The organism is Pseudomonas sp. FP215 (assembly GCF_030687795.1).
In the GTDB taxonomy this organism is placed as follows: Bacteria; Pseudomonadota; Gammaproteobacteria; order Pseudomonadales; family Pseudomonadaceae; genus Aquipseudomonas; species Aquipseudomonas salmasensis.
In genome coordinates, this window is record NZ_CP117447.1 from 2,220,770 (window position 1) to 2,243,602 (window position 22,833).

The 22,833-nt window shown below is 61.2% G+C and carries 20 protein-coding genes; 8 read left to right on the forward strand and 12 right to left on the reverse strand.

What is annotated here, in order from left to right:
- The first annotated feature begins 88 nt into the window (after positions 1-88).
- From PSH76_RS10295 to PSH76_RS10315, 5 genes are all read left to right on the forward strand, one after another.
- A complete protein-coding gene (locus tag PSH76_RS10295) occupies positions 89-424 on the forward strand; it encodes a helix-turn-helix transcriptional regulator (RefSeq protein WP_003174875.1) in 336 nt (111 codons plus the stop codon).
- A 51-nt stretch (positions 425-475) separates the two neighbouring features.
- On the forward strand, positions 476-1,720 hold the full coding sequence (locus PSH76_RS10300; protein ID WP_305494031.1) for an FAD/NAD(P)-binding oxidoreductase: 1,245 nt from the start codon (positions 476-478) through the stop codon (positions 1,718-1,720).
- Positions 1,721-2,527, forward strand: a complete 807-nt coding sequence (locus PSH76_RS10305; RefSeq protein ID WP_305494032.1) for a sulfite exporter TauE/SafE family protein — start codon at positions 1,721-1,723, stop codon at positions 2,525-2,527.
- A 224-nt stretch (positions 2,528-2,751) separates the two neighbouring features.
- Complete coding sequence (locus PSH76_RS10310; RefSeq protein ID WP_305494033.1) at positions 2,752-4,395, forward strand: MFS transporter; 1,644 nt, start codon at positions 2,752-2,754, stop codon at positions 4,393-4,395.
- Positions 4,392-5,537: an HlyD family secretion protein gene (locus PSH76_RS10315; protein ID WP_003192298.1), complete on the forward strand. Its 1,146-nt coding sequence runs from the start codon at positions 4,392-4,394 to the stop codon at positions 5,535-5,537. Before PSH76_RS10310 ends, PSH76_RS10315 begins: the two co-directional genes overlap by 4 nt.
- A 121-nt stretch (positions 5,538-5,658) precedes the next feature.
- On the opposite strand, the gene PSH76_RS10320 is transcribed toward PSH76_RS10315, so the two are convergent.
- The 9 genes from PSH76_RS10320 to copC form a co-directional block, all read right to left on the reverse strand.
- On the reverse strand, positions 5,659-6,519 hold the full coding sequence (locus PSH76_RS10320; protein ID WP_305494034.1) for an aldose 1-epimerase: 861 nt from the start codon (positions 6,517-6,519) through the stop codon (positions 5,659-5,661).
- A gap of 102 nt (positions 6,520-6,621) precedes the next feature.
- Positions 6,622-7,902 carry a TRAP transporter large permease gene (locus PSH76_RS10325; protein ID WP_032896484.1) on the reverse strand — a complete coding sequence of 427 codons (1,281 nt, stop codon included), beginning with the start codon at positions 7,900-7,902 and terminating at the stop codon, positions 6,622-6,624.
- Position 7,903: 1 nt separating this feature from the next.
- On the reverse strand, positions 7,904-8,431 hold the full coding sequence (locus PSH76_RS10330; RefSeq protein WP_032896486.1) for a TRAP transporter small permease: 528 nt from the start codon (positions 8,429-8,431) through the stop codon (positions 7,904-7,906).
- 65 nt (positions 8,432-8,496) lie between these two features.
- A complete protein-coding gene (locus PSH76_RS10335) occupies positions 8,497-9,459 on the reverse strand; it encodes a TRAP transporter substrate-binding protein (protein ID WP_305494035.1) in 963 nt (320 codons plus the stop codon).
- A gap of 45 nt (positions 9,460-9,504) precedes the next feature.
- On the reverse strand, positions 9,505-10,380 hold the full coding sequence (locus tag PSH76_RS10340) for an SMP-30/gluconolactonase/LRE family protein (protein WP_305494036.1): 876 nt from the start codon (positions 10,378-10,380) through the stop codon (positions 9,505-9,507).
- Between the two features lie 26 nt (positions 10,381-10,406).
- Entirely contained in the window at positions 10,407-11,225 is an 819-nt protein-coding gene (locus tag PSH76_RS10345; RefSeq protein ID WP_032896493.1) for an NAD(P)-dependent oxidoreductase, read from the reverse strand.
- A gap of 230 nt (positions 11,226-11,455) precedes the next feature.
- Positions 11,456-12,718, reverse strand: coding sequence for an OprD family porin (locus PSH76_RS10350; protein ID WP_032896494.1), 1,263 nt, complete (start codon positions 12,716-12,718; stop codon positions 11,456-11,458).
- Between the two features lie 275 nt (positions 12,719-12,993).
- Positions 12,994-13,851, reverse strand: a complete 858-nt coding sequence (gene copD / locus PSH76_RS10355; RefSeq protein ID WP_305494037.1) for a copper homeostasis membrane protein CopD — start codon at positions 13,849-13,851, stop codon at positions 12,994-12,996.
- Between the two features lie 3 nt (positions 13,852-13,854).
- Entirely contained in the window at positions 13,855-14,220 is a 366-nt protein-coding gene (gene copC / locus PSH76_RS10360; protein WP_098950933.1) for a copper homeostasis periplasmic binding protein CopC, read from the reverse strand.
- A 116-nt stretch (positions 14,221-14,336) separates the two neighbouring features.
- Here copC and PSH76_RS10365 point away from each other — a divergent pair, with 116 nt between their 5' ends.
- The gene (locus tag PSH76_RS10365; protein ID WP_014719000.1) at positions 14,337-14,957 is read left to right on the forward strand and encodes a TetR/AcrR family transcriptional regulator; all 621 of its coding nucleotides are present in this window, start codon (positions 14,337-14,339) and stop codon (positions 14,955-14,957) included.
- 145 nt (positions 14,958-15,102) lie between these two features.
- Here PSH76_RS10365 and preA read toward each other — a convergent pair whose 3' ends face one another.
- The 3 genes from preA to hydA form a co-directional block, all read right to left on the reverse strand.
- Positions 15,103-16,377 carry an NAD-dependent dihydropyrimidine dehydrogenase subunit PreA gene (gene preA, locus PSH76_RS10370; protein WP_138763089.1) on the reverse strand — a complete coding sequence of 425 codons (1,275 nt, stop codon included), beginning with the start codon at positions 16,375-16,377 and terminating at the stop codon, positions 15,103-15,105.
- Positions 16,377-17,744, reverse strand: coding sequence for an NAD(P)-dependent oxidoreductase (locus tag PSH76_RS10375; RefSeq protein WP_305494450.1), 1,368 nt, complete (start codon positions 17,742-17,744; stop codon positions 16,377-16,379). The genes preA and PSH76_RS10375 overlap by 1 nt, the downstream gene beginning before the upstream one ends.
- Positions 17,745-17,838: 94 nt before the next feature.
- Positions 17,839-19,278, reverse strand: a complete 1,440-nt coding sequence (hydA, locus tag PSH76_RS10380; RefSeq protein WP_305494038.1) for a dihydropyrimidinase — start codon at positions 19,276-19,278, stop codon at positions 17,839-17,841.
- A 593-nt stretch (positions 19,279-19,871) separates the two neighbouring features.
- Between hydA and PSH76_RS10385 the strand changes: the two genes are divergently transcribed.
- Both PSH76_RS10385 and PSH76_RS10390 read left to right on the forward strand, forming a co-directional pair.
- Positions 19,872-21,359: an NCS1 family nucleobase:cation symporter-1 gene (locus PSH76_RS10385; protein WP_305494039.1), complete on the forward strand. Its 1,488-nt coding sequence runs from the start codon at positions 19,872-19,874 to the stop codon at positions 21,357-21,359.
- Positions 21,360-21,503: 144 nt separating this feature from the next.
- Positions 21,504-22,787 (forward strand): Zn-dependent hydrolase, encoded by a 1,284-nt coding sequence (locus tag PSH76_RS10390; protein WP_305494040.1) that lies wholly within the window; start codon positions 21,504-21,506, stop codon positions 22,785-22,787.
- The last annotated feature ends 46 nt before the right edge of the window (positions 22,788-22,833 follow it).

Below are 22,833 nucleotides of genomic sequence, written 5' to 3' on the forward strand. Positions count from 1 at the left end.
AAAAAGTGCTGAAGAAAAAAGTGGTTACAATCAGTTTACGTTTACACATAATGTTTTGAGCTTAAGTGACATAAAGGACCCGAGGCAAATGGAATCTACGTTGAGTGAGGGCGAGGTCGCCCAGTTGCGTGCGTCGGCGTCCAAGGCCTGTGCCTTGCTCAAGGCCCTGGCCAATGAAGACCGCTTGTTGATCCTGTGCCAGTTGACCCAAGGCGAGCGCAACGTCGGCGAGCTGGAAGCCTTGACCGGCGTACGCCAGCCCACCCTGTCACAACAGTTGGGCATCTTGCGCGATGAAGGGTTGGTCGCCACCCGTCGGGAAGGCAAATACATTTTTTACGGGCTGGCCAGCCACGAAGTGATTCAAGTGATGAAGACCCTGTCCGGGCTGTATTGCGGCGCGGTCATAAAAAGCTGGGCGTGACGCCATCCGGCAGCGACCCTTGTGTGCATTGACTCAAAAAGGCAGTAGACAATGACCGAACAACACTGGGGACCCACCATCAGTGGCGATATCGTAGTCATCGGCGGCGGCTCGGCAGGCATCGGCCTGCTGGCCAGCCTGCTCAAGCGCGACCCGCACCTGAACATCACCCTCATCGAACCTAGCGACTACCACTGCTACCAGCCGGCCTGGACTCTCGTCGGCGGCGGCGCCTACGACCTGCACAAGACCCGCCGGCCCCTGGCCGATGTGCTACCCAATGGCGTCAGCTGGGTGCAGGCCGCCGTCAGCGAAGTGCTGCCCGATGAAAACACCCTGGTGCTCGACAGCGGCCAGCGCGTCACCTGGAAGAACCTCATCGTCTGCCCCGGCCTGCGCCTGGCCTGGGAAAAAATCGAAGGCCTGCAAGACACCCTCGGCCAACACGGTGTCACCTCCAACTACAGCTATGAACACGCCGCGTATACCTGGCAGTTGGTGCAGCAGCTCAAGGGCGGCAAGGCGTTGTTCACCCAGCCGGCGATGCCGATCAAATGCGCCGGCGCGCCGCAAAAAGCCATGTACTTGTCCTGCGACCACTGGCTCAAGCAGGGCAACCTCAAACACATCGACGTCGAATTCAACCTGGCCGGTGCTGCGTTGTTTGGTGTGCCGACCTTTGTGCCGCCCTTGATGAAGTACGTGGAAAAATACAACGCGCGCCTGGCGTTCAATTCCAACCTGGTGAAAGTCGATGGCCCGGCGCGCAAAGCCTGGTTTGAAGTCAAGGACACCGAAGGCAACGCGACGGTCGAAGAGAAAACCTTCGACATGCTCCACGTCGTACCGCCGCAGGTCGCCCCGGATTTTATCCGCGAGAGCCTGCTCGCCGACGCCGCCGGCTGGTGCGAAGTGAACCCCCACAGCCTGCAGCACCTGCGCTACCCGCACATCTTTGGCTTGGGCGATGTGTGCGGCACCAGCAACGCCAAGACGGCGGCAGCGGTGCGCAAGCAAATCGTGGTGGTGGCCGAAAACCTGTTGGCCCTGCGCAAGCAGGCGCCATTGCCGCTCAAGTACGACGGCTACGGTTCCTGCCCACTGACGGTGGAGAAGGGCAAGGTGGTGCTGGCCGAGTTTGGCTATGGCGGCAAGTTGCTGCCGACCTTTCCTCTCGACCCGACGCAGGCACGCCGTTCGATGTGGTTCCTCAAGGCCACACTGCTGCCGTGGTTCTACTGGAACGGCATGCTCAAGGGCCGCGAGTGGCTGACCCGCCTGAGCAAGGTGGACTGAATGCTGCTCGCCAGTCTGTTAGGGGTATTGATGGGCCTGGTCATGGGCCTGACCGGCGCGGGCGGCGGCATCCTCGGGGTGCCGGCGCTGGTGCTGGGGCTGGGCTTGACCATGACCCAGGCCGCGCCGGTGTCACTGCTCGCGGTGGGTGCGGCGGCAGCGGTCGGGGCCATCGATGGTTTACGCCATGGCCTGGTGCGTTACCGCGCGGCGTTACTCATCGCGTTGCTCGGCGCACTGTTTTCGCCGTTGGGCGTGTTCGTCGCCCACCAACTCTCGGAACCGGTGCTGATGGGCCTGTTCAGCGCGCTGATGGTGCTGGTGGCCTGGCGCATGCTGCAACGGGAAAAGCGCGAAGCCGGGCCGAGTGACCATGGCGCGGCGTCATGGGGCCAGAAGAATTGCATGCTCAACCAGCAGACCGGGCGCCTGGCCTGGACCGCCAAATGCAGCGCCACTCTGGCGGCGTTGGGTGCGGTGACCGGCGCCGTGTCGGGGTTGCTGGGCGTGGGTGGCGGCTTCCTGATTGTACCGGCGTTCAAGCAACTGACCGACGTACAGATGCGTGGGATCGTCGCCACTTCCTTGATGGTGGTCAGCCTGCTGTCGCTGATCGGCGTGGCCGGTGCGTTTCATGCGGGGGTGAGTATCGAGCCGGTGGGCTGGGTGTTTATCGGTGCGAGTGTCGTCGGCATGTTAGCGGGACGGCGGTTGTGTTCGGTGATCCCCGCTCGGGCCTTGCAAGTGGGGTTTGCTAGCCTGTGTGTGGTGGTGGCAGTCGGTATGTTGCTTAAAGCCTCTCTCTAAGAACGGCATGGATTGAGTGCGGGCTTGCTCGCGAAGGCGTCGTGTCAGTCAATGCATCAGCAACTGATCTACCGCATTCGCGAGCAAGCCCGCTCCCACATTTAGCTGTGTCTGCCTGGGGATCAATTGCGTCCTCAAGATGGCAACATGAACGCCTCTCAGGTTACTGTTCCTCTGTGTAACGGATTCACCGGCCTTGCACCCCGGCTTACCAAGGTCACCGAATGGATAAATACACCCCCCACACCTGGAAACCCCACGAGCGGCCGAGCCTGCCTGGCTCGCCGTCGACGCCGCTGCACCCTACGCGTAAGCGCTGGCTCTTCGCGATGGTCGGCGTGTTGGTGGCAATTACCGGCGGCCTGGGTAACGCCCTGGTTATCGCCAACCTGCAATACCTGCAAGGGGCCCTGGGCGCGACCACCGCGGAAATGGCCTGGCTGCCCGCCGCCTATGTGATGACCAACGTGTGCATGAACCTGCTGCTGGTGAAGTTTCGCCAGCAGTTCGGCCTGCGCGCGTTTACCGAGGTGTTCCTGGTGCTCTACGCGCTGGTGACCTTCGGGCACTTGTTCGTCAATGACCTCAGTTCGGCGATTGCGGTACGGGCCGCCCACGGCATGGTGGGCGCGGCGCTGAGTTCGTTGGGCTTGTACTACATGATCCAGGCATTCCCGGCCAAGTGGCGGTTGAAAGCTTTGGTGTTGGGGCTGGGCACCGCGCAATTGGCGCTGCCCCTGGCGCGGCTGTTTTCCGAAGACTTGCTGCAAATCGCTGAATGGCGCGGGCTGTATTTGTTCGAACTGGGCCTGGCACTGATCTGCCTGGGTTGTGTGTTCCTGCTCAAGCTGCCGCCGGGCGACCGCTTCAAGACCTTTGAAAAACTCGATTTTCTCACCTTCGCCATCCTCGCCAGCGGCGTGGCCTTGCTCTGCGCGGTGCTGTCTTTGGGGCGCATTGACTGGTGGCTGGAAGCGCCGTGGATCGGCGTAGCCTCGGCCTGCTCCCTGGTGCTGATCATGGCGGGGCTGGCCATCGAGCATAACCGTAGCAACCCCATGCTGATGACGCGCTGGCTGGGCAGCGGCGTGATGATCCGCCTGGCGTTGGCGGTGGTGCTGATTCGCATGGTGCTGTCCGAGCAGTCTACCGGTGCGGTGGGGTTCATGCAGATGCTGAACATGAGCTACCAGCAGATGCATACCCTGTACGTGGTGATGTTGGCCGGCGCGATTGCCGGGCTGGTGGTCAGCGCGCTGACGATCAACCCGGCGCACTTGCTGATGCCGTTGATCATCTCCCTGGCGCTGATGGCGACCGGTTCCGTGATGGACAGTTTTTCCAGCAACCTGACCCGTCCACAGAACCTCTATATCAGCCAGTTCCTGCTAGGCTTCGGCGGTACGTTCTTCCTGGGGCCGACCATGGTGCTGGGCACCAAGAATGTGCTGACCAACCCGCGCAACCTGGTGAGCTTCTCGGTGATGTTCGGGATCTGCCAGAACCTCGGCGGCCTGATCGGCGCGGCGTTGCTGGGCACCTTCCAGATCGTGCGCGAGAAGTACCATTCGAGCATGATTGTCGAGCACCTGACCCTGATCGACCCGCTTGTGGCGGCGCGGGTGCAGAGTGGTGGGGCGGCCTATGGCAAGATCGCCGCCGACCCGGAACTGCGCAACCTCATGGGCATCCGCAGCCTGGCCACGGCGGCCACCCGTGAGGCGAACGTCATGGCTTACAACGATGTCTTCATGCTGATCGCGATTATTGCGATCCTGACCATGCTGTGGATCTTCACCCGCAGCCTGTGGCTGATGAGCACCACCAAGGCAACTCCTCCTGTTCAACCCAGCGGCGCGACTTCATGACCGAACCTTCAACCACCACCACGACCGCCATTGCCGCCACGCCGGAAGGCAGCACGCCACCTGGCGCGGTGCCGACCCAATTGCGGCCTTTGCGCGTGCGTATCATCTCGTCCCTGGGCTTTGCCGCCATCGCTATCATCGGTGTGCTGATCGTGCTGTACGCCTGGCAACTGCCGCCGTTCAGCAGCGCGGTGGAAACCACCGAGAACGCCTTGGTGCGGGGGCAGGTGACGATTATCGGCCCGCAGCTCAGCGGTTATGTATTCGAAGTGCCGGTGCAGGACTTCCAGTACGTCAAGACCGGCGATCTGCTGGTGCGCCTGGACGACCGCATCTACAAGCAGCGCCTCGACCAAGCCCTGGCGCAACTGGCGGTGCAAAAGGCCTCGTTGGCCAATGTGGTGCAGCAACGCAACAGCGCCGAAGCGACCATCAAGCTGCGCCAGGCCGCGCTGGTCGACAGCCAGGCCCAGGCACGCAAGAGCACTGCGGACTTGCGCCGCAATGAAGAGCTGATCAGCGATGGTTCGGTGTCCAAGCGCGAACTGGACGTGACCCGTGCGGCCAATGCCCAGACCATCGCCGCCGTGGCCCAGGCCCAGGCCAGCCTGGAAATCGCCCGCCAGGATCTGCAGACGGTGATCGTCAATCGTGGCTCCCTGGAGGCTGCCGTCGCGAGTGCCGAGGCGGCGGTGGAACTGGCGCGCATCGACCTGTCCAATACCCGCATCACGGCGCCACGGGATGGCCAGCTCGGGCAGATCGGCGTGCGCCTGGGCGCGTACGTCAATTCCGGCGCGCAACTGATGGCGCTGGTGCCCAAGCAGTTGTGGGTGATTGCCAATATGAAAGAAACCCAGATGGACAACGTGCAAGTCGGCCAGCCAGTGACCTTCACCGTGGACGCGCTGAACCACCGCAAATTCCATGGCACGGTGCAGCATATTTCCCCGGCCACCGGTTCCGAGTTCAGCCTGTTGCAGGCGGACAACGCCACCGGCAACTTCGTCAAGATCGCCCAGCGGGTGCCCGTGCGCATCACCGTAGACCCGGACCAGGCCGAGAGCGAGCGCTTGCGGCCGGGGTTGTCGGTGGTGGTGAGTATCGACACGGCGGGGCGCCTGAAAAACAGCCCACCCTGACACTGACGCATGTCCCAACTGTAGGAGCGAGCTTGCTCGCGAAGAACGTCAACGATAACGCGTGTTTTCTGAATGAACGCGGCGCCTGTGAGTTTTTCGCGAGCAAGCTCGCTCCTACAGTTCAGGCATTTGGAGTGTATTTCAGGTGGAGTGCCAGGTGGGTTGACTGGCCTTGCTCCAGCAGTTTCAGGCCAGGCCTGCCTGGCAGGTGATGGGCGTTCACCGGATGGCTCACCGGCTCGATGCAAAAAAAATCCAACCCCGGCGGGCAGTACAACAGGAAGTAATCGGCGCCGCTGGCCTGGCATTCAAGGCTATAGCCAAGCTCCGATTGTTCGATCAGGCAGTGCCCATCCCAGCCGCAAAAGCCGTTATCCACCAGCCCCTGGGGCAGTTCCTTCAGTTGCCGGAAATCCCAATCCTCGGGAACTGGTGCCAACCCTGTGGGCAGCTTGGCTGCATCACTCATCCACACCTGCCCAGCCCTGGCCTGCAGCCGCGTACCCGGCCGGCGCGGCAAGTAGGGATGCAAGCCCAACCCATGCCACGCTGGTTGCTCGGCCAGGTGAGTCACGCACAAGTCGATATTCAACTCACCGTTGTTCAAGCGCACCCGCTGGCGGGCGTGATAGGCGAAGGGTGTGTCGCATTCCAATTCCAGCACCACTTCCTGCGTGGTATGGCTCACCACCTGCCATGCCTGCTGCCAGGCCGAGCCGTGAATCGGTAAAGGATCAGTGAGGCTATTAGCTGCCAGTGCCAGCCAGCCACCGGGGTTGTCAAACCCACCGTGGGCGATGCGGTTGGACCAGGGCGCTAATGGATAACAGCCCAGCTTGCCCGGCAGCCCGGTATTGATCGCCTGTGCATCGCTGTGCCGCAACAGCGGTTGCCCGGTGGCGCGTACCGTCCAGTTGACAAGGCTGCCGCCGATGGTCGGGGCGAGCACCAGATGGGTGAATTGATCCGAAAGCTCAATCACGATTGACCTGCCTCATGAAGTCAAAACAAACACTGAGGATCCAAATGTGGGAGCAGGCAAGCCAGCTCCCACAGTTGCTCACCTTTGTTTCTGAAAGAAGGTTTACAGCACCAAGTGGGGCAACCACAGCGACAACGCCGGGATGTAGGTCACTGCAATCAGCACCAAGAACAACACCGCATAAAACGGCAGCAGGGCCTTCACGGTTTTCTCGATACTGGTCTTGCCCACCGCCGCCCCGACGAACAGCACCGCGCCCACCGGCGGGGTAATCAGGCCGATGCCCAGGTTCACCAGCATGATCATGCCGAAGTGCACCGGGTCGACGCCGATGCCCAGGATCACCGGCATCAGGATAGGTGTGAGGATCAGAATCAGCGGCGCCATGTCCATCACCGTGCCGAGCAACAACAGCATGACGTTGATGCACATCAGGATCACGTAGCGGTTGTCCGACAGGGTCAGGAACAGCGTGGTGATCTTCGCCGGGATCTGCATCAGGGTCATGATGTAGCCGAAGCTGGCGGCGAAGGCGATCAGGATCATCACGATGGAAATGGTGCGCACCGTGCGATGCATCAACTTGGGCAGTTCGCGCCATTTGTAGTCGCGGTAGATGAACATGGTCACGAAGAACGCCCACAACACCGCAATCGCCGCCGACTCGGTGGCGGTGAAGATGCCCGAGAGGATGCCGCCCAGGATGATCACCATGGCCATCAAGCCCCAGAGCGCATCGGCGGCGATTTTCAGCGCCTGCTTCAAGGGGATGACTTCGCCTTTGGGGTAGTTGCGCTTTTTCGCAAAGATCAGGCACAGCACCATCAGGCACGCGCTCATCATCAGGCCCGGCACCACGCCGGCCATAAACAGTGAGGCGATGGAAACCGTGCCGCCCGCTGCCAGGGAGTACAGCACCGAGTTATGGCTGGGCGGCGTCAATAGCGCCTGCACCGAACCGCTGACGGTCACTGCGGTGGCGAATTCGCGTGGGTAACCACGGCGTTCCATTTCCGGAATCAGCACCGAGCCGACCGAGGCGGTATCGGCCACGGACGAACCGGAAATCGCGCCGAAAAACGTCGAAGCCATGATATTGACCAGCGACAAGCCACCGCGCACAAAACCCACCAACACCCCGGCAAAGGCCACCAGGCGCCGCGACATGCCGCCCTCGGCCATGATCGCCCCGGCCAGTACGAAGAACGGAATCGCCATCAGCGAAAATTTGTTCACCCCACCGGCAATCTGAATCATCAGGGCCTGGAACGGAATGTCGATCCACCACGCGCCAATCAACGCCGACAGCCCCAACGCATAGGCCACCGGCATGCCGATCAGGATCAACGCAACAAAGCTGCCCAACAGAATCAATGCGTCCATATCAGGCGGCCCCTTCGTTTTCTTCAACCAGGTCGAAACGCACCACCTTGCGGTTGCTCTGGTCACCGAACAGCAGCTTTTCGACCACGAACACCAGGGTCAGCACGCCGCCAATCGGGATCGGCATATAGGTAATGCCCACGCGCAGGGTCGGGATGGCGCTCATGAACTGGTTCCAGGTGGACAGGCACAGCTTGGCGCCCCAAATCGTCATGAATACGCAGATGGTGCCCATCAGCAGTTGCGAGAGGATGCCGACGAAACGGCGTTGGGCGGGCGGCAAGCGGTCAGTGATCATCGCCACCGACATGTGCGCACCGGCACGGTAACTGGCAGCGGCGCCGATAAAGGTGAACACCAGCATCAGCAGGATAGCGGTGGGCTCCGGCCAGCTGGAACCGGTGCCGAGGGCGTAGCGGGTGAAGATACCCCAGGGAATGATCAAGGCGACCCCCAATACCGACAGGCCGGCGACCCAGATGCAGGTCATGTAGAGGCGGTCATTGAAGCGCAGCAGTAAAGTCTTCATGGCGTTCACCGTGACCGGGCGCGTCGATACCGACCGCGCCGGGCCTTATGCAGGGGCAGGGGAGGTTATTGAACCGCGTCGATGCGCTTGATCATGTCCGCGTATGGCTTGCCGTACTTGGCACGCACCTCGGCGGTGGCCTCATAGAAGGGCTTTTTATCGACCGTGATGAACTCCACGCCGGCCTTCTTGAGTTTCTCTTCACTGCTGGCGGACTTGGCGTCCCAGAGCACGCGCTCATCGGCCTGGGCGGCTTTGGCGGCGGCCTTGACCATGTCCTGTTGGGCGGGATTGAGCTTGTTCCAGGTGATTTTCGACATCACGATAGGTTCAGGCAGGATCAGGTGTTCGGTGAGGGTGTAGTACTTGGCGTTCTGGAAATGGTTGTGTTCCAGCAAGGTCGGCGGGTTGTTTTCCGCGCCGTCGATGACCCCGGTCTGCAGGGCGCTGAAGATCTCGCCGGTGTCCATGGCAATGCCGTTGGCGCCCATGGCGTTGAAGGCTTCGATGAAAATCGGGTTGCCTTGCACGCGGATCTTCATGCCCTTGAGGTCTTCGATCTTGCGCACCGGTTTCTTGGTGTAGAGGTTGCGCGTGCCGCCATCCATCCAGGCCAGGGCCACCAGGCCGAACTCGGAGTTGGTGATCTTGGCGAGGATCTCGTCGCCGATCTCGCCGTCGATGACCTTGCGCATATGCGCCTGATCGCGGAACACGAACGGCAGGTTGAACACGTTCACGTCCGGCACCACCGGGCCGACGATACCGAGGCTGACGCGGGTCATCTGCACGGCGCCGACCTGGGCCTGTTCGACCACTTCCTTCTCGGAGCCCAGCACACCGCCGGGGAAGTACTTGAAGGTCAGCTCGCCGTTGCTCGCCTTGGTCAGGGCCTTGCCCATGTTCTCTTCGGCGACCACGGTGGGGTAGCCGGCGGGGTGGATGTCGGCGAACTTGATTTCCAGCGCGTGGGCGGCGCTGCTGAGGGTGAAGATTGCAGCGGCGAGCAAGGTGCGTTTGAAGTCCATGGAAGTCACTCCTGTCTTGTTATTGTTGTATTCAAGGCGCAGCGATTAAACGATGAAGCGGGGTTCGGGCAGCCCTTGGACGCCGGGGTTGAGGGCGAACACGCCACCGGACAGCGACTGTTCACTCGGATCGTCACGGATAGACGTGACGTACAAAGTGTCCAGGCGACTGCCACCGAAGGCGCACATGGTGGGTTTTTTCACCGGTACGCTCAGGGAGCGGTCCAGGCGACCGTCGGGGGTGAAACGGTGAATCAGCCCGGCGTCGTTGGCGCAGATCCAGTAGCCGCCCTCGGCGTCCACGGCCGCACCGTCGGGACGTCCGGGGAAGTTATTCATATCAATGAATACGCGGCGATTGGACGGTGTGCCGGTCTCGATGTCGTAGTCGAACGCCCAGACCTGTTGCACCTTCGGGTGCGAATCGGAGGCGTACATCGTGCGGCCATCGGGGCTGAAGGCCAGGCCGTTGAGGGTGATGAACCCGTCCAGTTGCGCGTGGGGCGCAGCCCCGGACGCATAGCGATAAAGGACGCCCTCGGCGGCGTTCAAGCCCATGTCCAGCACCATGCTGCCGGCCCAGAAACGGCCTTGGCGATCGCAGCGGCCGTCGTTCAAACGCATGTCCGGGCGTGAATGCTCGATGCTGGCCAGCGGCGTGGTGTCGAGGCTGCCGTCGTTGTGGGGCGTGAGCTGGAAGAAGCCAGTTTCCATGCCGGCCACCCAGTTACCCGTGTTGGTGCGGGCAATACAGGCGAGCATTTGCGGGGCTTTCCACGCCGCCAGATGGCCGGTGGCGGCGCTCCAGCGTTGCAGGCCGCCGTTGGGGATATCCACCCAATACAGCGCGTTTTCTTCCACTACCCATACCGGGCATTCGCCCACGGCGTTACGGGCGTCGACAATCAATTCAGCACGCATGGTCATTCCCTTGGGTTGCTGGGCACTCAGTCACCGAACGGCCCCGCCGCGCAGAACGCGCCGCCCTGGTAGACCTTGGCCGGGTCATCGGCGGCCACGGGCGGTTGGGCTTCAACCTCGGCGCGGAACACTTCGGAGCTGTCCTTGGGCGCAAAGCCCAGGTGCGCGGCGTAGCGGTTGTCCCACCAGGTATCGAGGTTGGCCGACATGCCGTACACCACGGTGTGGCCGACGTTGGGCGTGTACAGCGCGCGTTCGAGCAGTTGAGTCAGGTCGTCGAAGCTCAGCCAGGTGTGCATCATCCGGCGGTTCTGCGGTTGCGGGAACGAGGAGCCGATACGGATGCTCACGGTCTCGATGCCGTAGCGGTCGAAGTAGAAGCTGGCCATGTCTTCGCCGTAGGATTTGGACAGGCCGTAGTAACTGTCCGGACGGCGAGGGGAGTGGGCGTCGAGTTGTTCACCCTGTTTGTAGAAACCGATCACGTGGTTGGAACTGGCGAAGATCACCCGCTTGACCCCGTGGCGGCGGGCGGCTTCGTAGATATGGAAAATGCCACTGATGTTCGCGCCCAGCACCTCTTCGAACGAGCGTTCCACTGACACGCCGCCAAAGTGCAGGATGGCGTCGACACCTTCTACCAACTGATGCACGGCGTGTTTGTCGGCCAGGTCGCAGGTTTGCACTTCTTCGCGCGCATCGGTGGCGGGGGCCATTTCAGCGATATCCGAAAGGCGCAGCACGTTGGCATAAGGACGCATGCGTTCACGCAGGACTTTGCCGAGGCCGCCGGCGGCACCGGTGAGTAGCAGGCGGTTGAAGGGAGCGGGGGTGGTGGTGGTCATGGGCCTTCCAGATTTTTGTTGTAGGTTGTCGTATGACTATAGGGAAATAGTGTTAGGGATTCCTGGTGTTGTCAACTTCCTTCCAGGCGCATGAGATCAAATGTGGGAGCTGGCTTGCCTGCGATAGCGGTGAGTCAGAAAAGAATGTGGTAACTGACCCGCCGCTATCGCAGGCAAGCCAGCTCCCACATCGATATGTGGCACCTTTGAGATCGGATTTGCCTTTGGAGCTACAGCAACGAAATCGGATAGCTGATAAAAATCCGGTTCTCATCGAACTCGTTATTGCTGAAGTCCCGGCGCATGGTCGAGTTGCGCCACTTCACATTGAGGTTCTTCAGCGCACCGCTCTGCACGGTGTAGGCCAGTTCCGACTCCCGCCCCCACTCTTTGCCGTCGGTGATCGCCCCGGTGTGTACGTTGCTGCCGCTGATATAGCGGTTCATCAGGGTCAGCCCCGGAACGCCGAGCACCACAAAGTTAAAGTCATGGCGCACCTGCCAGGACTTTTCCTTGGCGTTGTCGTAGCTGGCGTTGTAGCTGTCGTTGGCCAGGGTGCCGCCGCTGGTGCCGTTGATGCGCATCCAGGCGCTGTCGCCGCTGAGTTTTTGCAGGCCAACGTAGAAGGTGTGGCCGTTGTATTTGGCTGAGAGCAGGGCGAACAGGGTTTTGTTATCGAGGTCGCCGGCCAGGGCGCTGCCGTCTTCCTTGCCATTGAAGAAGCCGAGGTTGGCCCCCAAGGTCCAGTCGCCCACCGGCTGGCTGTGGGTGAGGTTGAGGTACTGCTGCTGGTAGATATCAGTCAGTTCGGCGTACCACAGGCCGACCTGGGTACGCTTATCGTTGAAGGTGTATTCGCCGCCGCCGAAGTTGAAGCGGTCCGAAGTGAACGCAGCTTTGCCGTTCATGAACATGTCTTCCATGCTCGCGTCGTTGCGTGGGCTGTTACCGCGAAACTGACCGCCATAGAGGGTTAGCCCGGCAATCTCATTGGAGGTGATTTGTCCGCCACGAAAGGTCTGGGGCAGGGAACGGCCATCATCGGAACGCAGGATCGGCAGCACCGGCATCCATTCGCCAACCTTCAACTCGGTTTTCGACAGCCTGGTTTTCAGCGCGACACCCAGGCGCCCGAAATTGTCAGCGGGGCGGCCATCGTCATGTACCGGTAGCAGTTGCGTGCCGGCGGTGCCTTTGCCGCCATCGAGCTTTTGCGAATACAGGCCCAACACGTCTATCCCGAAGCCGACCGTGCCCTGAGTAAAGCCGGACTTGGCATCGAGGATAAAATTCTGCGTCCACTCTTCGGCCTTGCCCTGGGGGTTGGTGGGGTTGGTGAAGTTGCGGTTGAAGTAGGCATTACGCAGATTGAGCGTGGCCTTGGCGTCGTCGATAAAGCCTTCGGCATGGGCACCCAGCGGCAGGGTGACAGCCAGGCTGCCGAGACCGAGAAGGCCCAGGCGCGTGCAGGAATGGCGGGCGGATTGACTCACAGTGAGGCTCCCTTTGTTTTGTTGTTTTTATTATTTGTTATACGTCGTCGTACAACATTGAGCGCGATATTTGCGAGGTTTTCAGGGCGTGTCAAGCAGAAGTTATACGATGACTTCGGTGAAACGATTCAACGCAGCGGCACGGTCGCCCCCTGTAGGAGCGAGCTTGCTCGCGAAAAACGTCAACGATAACGCGTTCTTCCTGAATGAACGCGGCGCCTGTGAGTTTTTCGCGAGCAAGCTCGCTCCTACATGGATTGCATTGCAACGCAGGTTCAGCCAGCCATGACCATCGGCGGCAGGGTGCCAAGCAGGGAAACCGCCGCCACGGCTGCAAGGCCCAGCAGCCACTCCATCATCACGCTGGCTCTCAAACTGCCCAGGCGTTGCTCGCAGCGCTTGATACGCAACCGGTTCAGCAGAGCCAACCCGAGCATGCCCAGCACCAGCCCCACCTTGATCAGCAAAATCAAGGCAAACCCTTGGAACAGCGGCGTGGGCCACAGTTGCCCAGTGAGCACGCGCACGTTGATCAAACCGGTTACCAGCAGGCCGACGACCAGGCCATATCCCACACCACTGAAGCGGCGCAAAATCGGCTCCAAGCGATGGTCTTGCGCATGCTTGAGGATCAGCACCAACACCAGCAACCCATCGAGCCAGGCCCCAACGCACAGCAGGTGCACCACCTGGTTAAGGATCAGCAACTGCCCATTCAGCCCATCGAGCATGGCGCCGTGACCTACGGGTGCCAGGGTTGCCAGCAGCAGGGCGAGCAGCGGTAAGCGTAAGGCCGGCCAGGGCTTGATCAGCACGATCACCAGCAGCAGGTTCAGCAGCAGATGCCAGGCCCATACCTGGCCAAAAAAGGTCTTGCCCAGCACCAACTGAAGGGTGGCCGGTTGCAGCGCCGAGTCCCAACTGCCGGCCATGCTGGCGGTGATCAACAGCAACCACGCAACCCCGGTGACAAGCCCCAAGCCGGCCAGGCCACGGGTGATGCGCAGCAGTTGCCGGTCCAGTGTCGGTTGCACATGAGCGCCGAGCAGCCAGGGCCTGAACACCCAGGCCCCGAACATCAACAGCACGACGATGAAATGCAGGAAGCGGCACAGCACCAGCAGGGTTGCCATGGGTTATTGGCCGACCTTGAAGCTGTATTCACCGCTGCTCTTGTGGGTGTCGACCGACACCGCGTTCCACACCACTTTGTAATTGCCAGCCGCGAGCGGTGCAGCGGGTGTCACCACCAGGACTTTCTTGTCGGCGTCCGGGGTTTCCAGGCCCTTGATCGCAATTTCGGTACCGTCCTTGCTCAGGGACACCTTGGTGAAGGTGGCTTCGACGCCTTCGCTGAAGGTCAGGCGCAGGTCTTTCGGCGCGGCGACATTGCTGTCAGCCGCAGGCTCCGCGCTCTTGAGGTGGGCGTGGGCAAACGCCGCCGAGGCGCCCAGCAGGGCAGTGAACAGGACAGCAGCGGTCAGGGACTTCTTGAGCAACATTGTTCAATACCGATCAGAGGATAGGAGCCGGCAGTGTACGAAGTTTCGGCTTGGCCTGTCGCCCCGATCTAGAGCCGGTGGTAGTCTTTAGGCCGTGTTGTTGTCAGGGAGCCCTTATGGGCAATCACAAGATCGGAATTCGTCGGGTCAACGTCGAGAAAATCCTGCTGGCGGCGGAGAAGGTCTTCGCCAACAAGGGCTATGGCAGCACCGCCATGGCCGACATCGCCGAAGAAGCGCAACTGCCGCGCTCCAACCTGCATTACTACTTCACCACCAAAAGCGAGCTCTACAGCGCGGTGCTGTTCGACCTGCTGGAATTGTGGAAGCAGGACGCCCTGAGCTTTGAAACCTTCGACGACCCCCGTGTGGTGCTCAGCAGCTACATCCGCGCCAAGATGCAGCGCTCGCGCACGCGTCCCTATGGCTCCAAGGTCTGGGCCAATGAAATCATCCACGGCGCCCCCACACTCGGCGAGGCCCTGGATGAAAGCCTGTACGACTGGGCCAAGATGAAGGAAGCGAAGATTCGCCAATGGGTGCAAGACAAACGCATCCTGCCGGTGGAACCGTCGAGCCTGCTGTACATGATCTGGGCCTCGACCCAGCACTATGCCGACTTCGATCACCAGGTGAAGATTTTGAATGATCACCAGCCGTTGTCGGACAGGCAGTTCGAGAAGGCCATTCAGACCGTGACCGGTGTGATTCTGCGCGGGATTGGCTTGGAACCCTGAGCTGATCGTTCCCACGCTCTGCGTGATCGTTCCCACGCTCTGCGTGGGAATGCCACCCTGGACGCTCCGCGTCCGCTCTTGCCAGTGTGACGCGGAGCGTCACAGGATGCGTTCCCACGCGGAGCGTGGGAACGAGGGGCAAGGGTTACACCGCCTCCCGGTAAGGATTGCGCGGGTCCTGCGTCCAGTTCAAAAACGGCTTGCCGGTATCGATCGGCACCATCTCGATGCAGTCGGCCACCGGGCAGGTGATCTGGCACAGGTTGCAGCCCACGCACTCATCGTCGATCACCTCATACAGATGCGTGCCATCAGGCTGCTTCAAGCTGGCAATGGCCTGATGCGAGGTGTCCTCGCAGGCAATATGGCAACGCCCACAGCCAATGCACGCCTCTTGGTCTATCTTGGCGATAACCTGGTAGTTGATGTCCAGGTACTTCCAGTCCGTGGTATTGCCCACCGCACGCCCCGAAAACGCTTGCAGGTTGGCGTGGCCCTGGCTGTCCATCCAGCGCGACAAGCCATCCTTCATTTCTTCAACGATGCGAAACCCATGCAGCATCGCCGCCGTGCAAACCTGCACCGCGCCGCAGCCCAGGGCAACAAACTCCGCCGCATCCCGCCAGGTACCGATACCGCCGATGCCGCAGATCGGCAGGCCGTGGGTCTGTGGGTCGCGGGCAATTTCGGCGACCATATTCAACGCAATCGGTTTGACCGCCGAGCCGCAGTAACCGCCATGGGTGCTCTGGGTGCCGACCACCGGCAGCGCGACCAGACGCTCCAGGTCTACGCTGGTGATGGAGTTGATGGTGTTGATCAGCGACACCGCATCGGCGCCGCCGCGATAGGCCGCCCGTGCCGCCACGCGGATGTCGGTGATGTTCGGCGTGAGCTTGACGATCACCGGCAGTGAGCAATACGTCTTGCACCAGCGTGTCACTTGCTCCACGTACTCCGGTACTTGGCCGACGGCGGCGCCCATGCCCCGTTCGGGCATGCCGTGGGGGCAGCCGAAGTTAAGCTCGATGCCGTCGCAGCCGGTCGCCTCCACCAAGGGCAGGATATTTTTCCAGGATTCTTCGACACAGGGCACCATCAGCGAGACGATCAGCGCGCGGTCCGGCCAGTCCTTTTTCACCTGGGTGATTTCCCGTAGGTTGATCTCCAGGGACCGGTCGGTGATCAGTTCGATATTGTTGATGCCCAGCACTTCGCGGTTGGCGCCGTAGTGCGCGGAGTAGCGCGATGACACATTCACTGCCGCCGGGTCTTCCCCCAGGGTTTTCCACACGACGCCACCCCAGCCGGCCTCGAAGGCGCGCACCACGTTGTAGGCTTTGTCGGTGGGCGGCGCGGAGGCCAGCCAGAACGGATTGGGCGCTTTGATACCGGCGAATACAATCGAGAGATCGGCCATTACGCAGCCTCCACAGTCAGCATGAGTTGGGCGTGCATGGCTTCGGCAGCCCGCTTGCCATGTTGTACCGCCTGCACGGTGAGGTCCTGGCCGAGGCTGACGCAGTCGCCGCCGGCATACACCCCTGGAATGTTGGTGCGCAGTTGCTCATCGACGAAGATGCGCTCGCCGACGCGGTGCAGTTGCTGGGCCAGCGGATCGTGCAGGGCGTCGTTGTCGAAGCCTTGCCCGATCGCCTTGAAGATCGCATCGGCGGCCAGTTCGAAGGTTTCCCCGGTCGGCAGCAGGCGACCGTTTTCCAGGCGGGTGCGGGCAAAGCGCATGCCGCGCACGCGGCCTTGGTCGTCGAGTAACACCTCGTCGGGTTGGGCCCAGGTCAACAGCCGGACTTGATTGGCTTTGGCGATGTCCTGTTCGTGGTGGGTCGCGCCCATGTCGGCCAGGCCACGTCGGTACACCAGGTTGACATCGCGGGCACCGAGGCGGGCCATTTGCACGGCCATGTCGATGGCGGTGTTGCCGGCGCCGAGTACGATGCAACGGTCGGCCAGGGGCAGTTGGGTGAGGTCGTCGGCCTGGCGCAGTTCGCGGATATAGTCGGTGGCGGCGAGCAGGCCGGGGGCGTCCTCAAAGGGCAGGCCCAGCCGTTTGCTGGCAGCAAGACCCAGGCCGAGGAATACCGAATCGAATTGCTGGTGCAGCTCGCTCAAGGTCAGGTTGCCGCCCAGGCGCTGGCCGTGGCGAACCTCGATGCCGCCAATCTGCAGGAGAAAATCCAGTTCCTTCTGGGCGAAGTCGTCCACCAGTTTGTATTTGGCGATTCCGTATTCATTCAGGCCGCCGGCTTTTTCCCGGGCTTCGAATATCACCACGTCATGGCCGTGCAAGGCGGCGCGGTGAGCGCAGGCCAAACCGGCGGGCCCGGCGCCGACCACGGCGATGCGCTTGCCGGTGGGCGCGGCGCGTTGGAACGGGTGTTCGCTGAAGTGCGCGTTGTCGATGGCGTAGCGTTGCAACAGGCCGATCAACACGGGGGCGCATTCTTCGGCGTTATTGCGTACGCAGGCTTGCTGGCAGAGGATTTCCGTCGGGCACACCCGTGCGCAACTGCCACCGAGGATGTTGGCCGAGAGGATTTTTTGCGCGGCGCCTTGTACGTTTTCGGTGTGGATATTGCGGATGAACGACGGAATGTCGATCTCGCTGGGGCACGCATTCACACAGGGTGCGTCGTAGCAGTACAGGCAGCGCGAGGCTTCCAGCTGGGCCTGGCGCGCGTTGAGCGGCGGTGCCAGGTCGGTGAACTGGCTGGCGAGGGTGGCCCCGTCTTCGCGGGGATGGGGGAGGTGGGTCAGGGTCTGTATCACGGTGTTGGCCTCACGGTTATTGAGGTGGGCGATCGTTCCCACGCTCTGCGTGGGAATGCCTCACTGGACGCTCCGCGTCCGCTTTTTTTTGGATTCAGCGGTTTACGGCCACCGGCTTGGAAAGCGCTGCCCGCTTGCTCAACTGCTCGAACACCGACGGATACGCCGGCCGCTCTACATACCGTCCGGCCCCTCGCTCGGCGCGCAGGTCACCATCGGCCCACACCAGCTTGCCCTGGCTGATGGTGTGGCTGGGCACGCCGCGCACGGTCTTGCCTTCGAAGATGTTGAAGTCCACCTGCTGGTGGTGGGTCTTGGCGGAAATGGTCCGCGTGCCCTCGGGGTCCCATAGCACCAGGTCTGCATCGGCGCCTACGCGTATCGCGCCTTTGCGTGGGTAGAGGTTGAAGATTTTTGCGGTGTTGGTGGAGGTCAGCGCGACAAACTCCTGCATCGACAAACGCCCGGTATTGACGCCTTCGTGCCACAGCAGCGCCATACGGTCTTCAATGCCGGCGGTACCGTTGGGGATCTTGCTGAAGTCATCACGCCCGGCGGCTTTTTGCTCGGCGCAGAAACAGCAGTGGTCGGTGGCGGTGGTGTGCAGGTTGCCCGCTTGCAGGCCATGCCACAGTGCCTCCTGGTGCCCGCGCGGGCGGAACGGCGGGCTCATCACATAGCCAGCGGCGGTCTGCCAGTCGGGGTGTTGGTACACACTGTCATCGAGCAACAGGTGGCCGGCGAGCACTTCGCCGTACACCGCCTGGCCCTTGCCTCGGGCGTAGGTGATTTCATCCAGGGCTTCCTTCGTCGACACATGCACCAGGTACAGCGGCGTGCCGATGGTCTCGGCAATCCGGATGGCACTGCTGGCCGCCTCGCCTTCCACCTGGGAGGGGCGCGACAGCGGATGGGCTTCCGGCCCGGTGATGCCCTGGGCCATCAGCTTGCGTTGCAGGTGATACACCAGCTCGCCATTTTCGGCATGCACGGTGGGCACCGCGCCGAGTTCCAGGCAGCGTTCGAAACTGGCAACCAAGGTGTCGTCGGCGGCCATGATCGCGTTCTTGTAGGCCATGAAATGCTTGAAGCTGTTGATGCCGTGGTGGCTGACCAACTCGGCCATTTCCTCGCGTACCTGCTCGCTCCACCAGGTGATCGCGACATGAAACCCGTAGTCGGCGGCAGACTTTTCGGCCCAGCCGCGCCACTGGTGGAAAGCTTCCATCAGCGATTGCTGCGGGTTGGGAATCACGAAGTCGATGATCGACGTGGTGCCACCGGCCAAGCCTGCCGCCGTACCGCTGAAAAAGTCTTCACTGGCCACGGTGCCCATGAAGGGCAGTTGCATATGGGTATGGGGGTCGATGCCCCCCGGCATCAAGTATTGGCCACTGCCATCGAGTATTTCGCAGCCTGCGGGAATATCCAGATTCGTGCCAATGGCGCGAATTAGACCCTCTGCGCATAACACGTCGGCGCGGTAACTTTCATCATGGGTAATAACGGTGGCGCCACGGATCAACAGCGACATGTCGAGTTCCTCACAGGCTTGACCGGCTTGTGCCAGTTCTAAGTGTTGTAATACTGCGTATCGATGACGGGTTAATTCCTGTCATCGGTGACAGGAATAGAAACTAGCCCGAGTTTTTCGAATGAGCAAGAAGATTTTTCGCAAGCCTTTATGGTTTTTATCTTATTGATATACATAAGAAAAATACTGGTTTCACCAAAATGAAGCACGCTCACCCTGTTTTGACGCACTTGACAGGTTCTTGATCTGATCAATATTTCTTATTGCAAATCAGGCGCTTGAGATATGCCGCTTGACGGCGTCGAGAAATAAAAATAATTGTGATGCACCAGATTGAGACCTGAGGGTTCGAGCAACTTGCGTATTGTTTAGCCTGACGCATACGGCAAGTACCGCAGGTTCAATTGGAAAGCTGATAAACATCAGTACGTTATATAAGCGGTGCGGGTTCAGAGGCGGTTGTCGGCACGGTTATTGAGTGCACGGGCAGTTGGCCGGAACCCTGGAAGTCATGTTGTTGATGCGGTACTCCGGCCACCTGAACCTAGCGTGCAGGTGAGCAACAATAATTTTAAAAAAACCGTGGAGCGGCCATGCAACAGAACAGATCGCAAGTCATCGAGCGCAACGGCCTGTACGAACTCGACGCCGGCCCCGACGTCCTCGACAGCCCTCGCTACAACCACGACATGGCACCTACCAAAGTGCACGAGCGCACCTGGAACAAATGGCACATCACGGCGCTATGGGTCGGTATGTCGATCTGCGTGCCCACCTACACCCTGGGCGGGGTGCTCACAGCGTATTTCGGGCTGTCGGTGGGGGAGGCGCTGGTAGCGATCCTGCTGGCCAATATCGTGGTGTTGATCCCGCTGACCCTCAACGCGTTTCCCGGCACCAAGTACGGCATTCCGTTTCCGGTGCTGCTGCGCTCGTCCTTTGGCATCCTTGGTTCCAACGTGCCGTGCCTGATCCGCGCGCTGGTGGCCTGCGGCTGGTTTGGTATCCAGACCATGTTCGGCGGGCTGGCGATCCACCTGTTTCTGGGCTCGATTTTCGATGGCTGGAAAGCCCTCGGCGGTACCGGCGAGGTGATCGGTTTCATGCTGTTCTGGTGCCTGAACCTGTGGGTGGTGCTGCGCGGCGCCGAGTCGATCAAGCGCCTGGAAACCTTGTCGGCGCCGCTGCTGGTGGCGGTGGGCGTTGGGCTGTTGGTATGGGCGATGCCGAATGTGTCCCTCAGCGAGTTGATGGCGATCCCACCCAAGCGCCCCGAAGGCGCCAGCCTCACCGGTTACTTCATGGCGGGGCTTACGGCGATGGTGGGTTTCTGGGCCACGTTATCGCTGAATATTCCCGACTTCAGCCGCTACGCCAACAGCCAGAAAGACCAGATTCTGGGGCAGATCTTCGGCTTGCCGCTGACCATGTTCCTGTTCGCCGCCCTCGGCGTGGTCATGACCGCCGCCTCGGTGAAACTGGTGGGGGTCAGCGTCTCCGACCCGGTGAGCCTGATCGGTCATATCCAGAGCCCGGTGTGGGTGGCCATCGCCATGGCGCTGATCATCGTCGCGACCTTGTCCACCAACACCGCTGCGAACATCGTCTCGCCCACCAACGACTTCCAGAACATCGCGCCCAAGCTGATCAACCGCACCACGGCGGTGATCCTCACCGGCCTGGTAGGGCTGGCACTGATGGCCCATGAACTACTGAAAAAACTCGGGCTGATCGTCTCGGACGTGAGTCTTGAAACCGTGTATTCCAATTGGCTGCTGGGTTATTCGAGCCTGCTGGGGCCGATTGCCGGGATCATGGTGGTGGACTACTTCATTACTCGAAAACAGCAGCTGGACCTGGCCGGCCTGTACCGCGACGACGTATATCCGGCCTGGAACTGGAACGGCTTTGTCGCCTTTGGCGTACCGGTGGTGCTGACGCTGCTTTCGTTGGGCAGCGATGCGTTCAGCTGGTTCTACAGCTATGGCTGGTTTACCGGCTCGGCGTTGGGCGGGGTGTTGTATTACGGGCTCAATGCCAAGCGCGCTAGCACTCCACTCACCGTCAAATCCCCGTTGTAAACACGGTCCAGGTGGGAGCTGGCTTGCCTGCGATAGCGGATTATCAGTTAAAGCCGTGTCGACTGACACACCGCCATCGCAGGCAAGCCAGCTCCCACACTTGACCGCGTCAATTCATAAGAAACTCAGCCTGAGGAGACCCCCATGAACGCTGCCCTCGACGTTCTTCAATCGACCCATCAGCACATCAACCGCGACCGCCTGTGGCAGTCGCTGATGGACCTGGCCAAACTCGGCGCCACCCCCAAAGGCGGAGTGTGTCGCCTAGCCCTTACCGACCTCGACCGCAAGGCTCGCGATCTCTTCGTGCAGTGGTGTGAAGCGGCGGGTTGCACCGTGACCATCGACGGCATCGGCAATATCTTTGCGCGTCGCCCCGGCCGCAATCCCGACCTGCCACCGGTGATGACCGGCAGCCATATCGACACCCAGCCCACCGGCGGCAAGTTCGACGGTTGCTTCGGCGTGCTGGCCGGTGTGGAAGTGCTGCGCACCCTTAACGACCTGAATGTGGAAACCGAGGCGCCGCTGGAAGTGGTGGTATGGACCAACGAAGAAGGCTCGCGTTTCCCGCCGTGCATGATGGGCTCAGGAGTGTTTGCCGAGAAGTTCAGCCTGGCCGATACCCTGGCCAAGGTCGATGCGGATGGGGTCAGCGTGGGTGAGGCGCTGAATGCGATTGGTTATGCGGGAACACGGCCAGTCAGCGGGCATAAGGTCGGCGCGTATTTCGAGGCGCATATCGAACAAGGGCCGATTCTGGAGGATGAACACAAAACCATCGGCGTGGTGCTCGGCGCCCTTGGGCAAAAATGGTTCGACCTGAAGCTGCGCGGTGTTGAAGCCCACGCAGGCCCTACACCCATGCACTTGCGCAAGGACGCCTTGGTAGGTGCGGCGGCGGTGGTGGCCGCCGTGAACGCGGCGGCGTTGGCGCACCAGCCCCATGCATGCGGCACGGTGGGTTGCCTGCAAGCGTATCCGGGATCGCGCAACGTGATTCCCGGTGAAGTGCGCATGACCCTGGATTTTCGTCACCTGGAACCGGCACGGCTGGACTCGATGATTGCCCAGGTGCGCCAGGTGATCGAGGACACCTGCGCCAAACATGGTTTGAGTTTCGACCTGCAGCCCACGGCGGACTTCCCGCCGCTGTACTTTGACAAAGGCTGTGTGGAGGCGGTGCGCGATGCGGCGAATGGCTTGGGCTTGTCGAACCTGGATATCGTCAGCGGGGCAGGGCACGACGCGATCTTCGTGGCTGAGCTGGGCCCGGCGGGGATGATCTTTGTGCCGTGTGAAGGCGGCATCAGCCACAACGAAATCGAAAATGCCGCGCCGGATGACCTGGCGGCAGGGTGTGCGGTGTTGTTGCGCGCCATGCTGGCCGCTTCAGCGGCCATCGCCAGCGGCAAACTCGCGGCCTGATCGTTCCCACGCTCCGCGTGGGAATGCACCCTGTGACGCTCCGCGT

What these genes read in the sequence shown, in the direction of transcription:
- PSH76_RS10385 (WP_305494039.1), top strand. Translation starts at nt 19,872, where the DNA reads ATGCAACAGAACAGATCGCAAGTCATCGAGCGCAACGGCCTGTACGAA.
- PSH76_RS10335 (WP_305494035.1), bottom strand. Translation starts at nt 9,459, where the DNA reads ATGGACTTCAAACGCACCTTGCTCGCCGCTGCAATCTTCACCCTCAGC.
- PSH76_RS10325 (WP_032896484.1), bottom strand. Translation starts at nt 7,902, where the DNA reads ATGGACGCATTGATTCTGTTGGGCAGCTTTGTTGCGTTGATCCTGATC.
- PSH76_RS10390 (WP_305494040.1), top strand. Translation starts at nt 21,504, where the DNA reads ATGAACGCTGCCCTCGACGTTCTTCAATCGACCCATCAGCACATCAAC.
- PSH76_RS10340 (WP_305494036.1), bottom strand. Translation starts at nt 10,380, where the DNA reads ATGCGTGCTGAATTGATTGTCGACGCCCGTAACGCCGTGGGCGAATGC.
- PSH76_RS10330 (WP_032896486.1), bottom strand. Translation starts at nt 8,431, where the DNA reads ATGAAGACTTTACTGCTGCGCTTCAATGACCGCCTCTACATGACCTGC.
- PSH76_RS10345 (WP_032896493.1), bottom strand. Translation starts at nt 11,225, where the DNA reads ATGACCACCACCACCCCCGCTCCCTTCAACCGCCTGCTACTCACCGGT.
- copD (WP_305494037.1), bottom strand. Translation starts at nt 13,851, where the DNA reads ATGGCAACCCTGCTGGTGCTGTGCCGCTTCCTGCATTTCATCGTCGTG.
- preA (WP_138763089.1), bottom strand. Translation starts at nt 16,377, where the DNA reads ATGGCCGATCTCTCGATTGTATTCGCCGGTATCAAAGCGCCCAATCCG.
- copC (WP_098950933.1), bottom strand. Translation starts at nt 14,220, where the DNA reads ATGTTGCTCAAGAAGTCCCTGACCGCTGCTGTCCTGTTCACTGCCCTG.
- PSH76_RS10305 (WP_305494032.1), top strand. Translation starts at nt 1,721, where the DNA reads ATGCTGCTCGCCAGTCTGTTAGGGGTATTGATGGGCCTGGTCATGGGC.
- PSH76_RS10315 (WP_003192298.1), top strand. Translation starts at nt 4,392, where the DNA reads ATGACCGAACCTTCAACCACCACCACGACCGCCATTGCCGCCACGCCG.
- hydA (WP_305494038.1), bottom strand. Translation starts at nt 19,278, where the DNA reads ATGTCGCTGTTGATCCGTGGCGCCACCGTTATTACCCATGATGAAAGT.
- PSH76_RS10295 (WP_003174875.1), top strand. Translation starts at nt 89, where the DNA reads ATGGAATCTACGTTGAGTGAGGGCGAGGTCGCCCAGTTGCGTGCGTCG.
- PSH76_RS10310 (WP_305494033.1), top strand. Translation starts at nt 2,752, where the DNA reads ATGGATAAATACACCCCCCACACCTGGAAACCCCACGAGCGGCCGAGC.
- PSH76_RS10365 (WP_014719000.1), top strand. Translation starts at nt 14,337, where the DNA reads ATGGGCAATCACAAGATCGGAATTCGTCGGGTCAACGTCGAGAAAATC.
- PSH76_RS10300 (WP_305494031.1), top strand. Translation starts at nt 476, where the DNA reads ATGACCGAACAACACTGGGGACCCACCATCAGTGGCGATATCGTAGTC.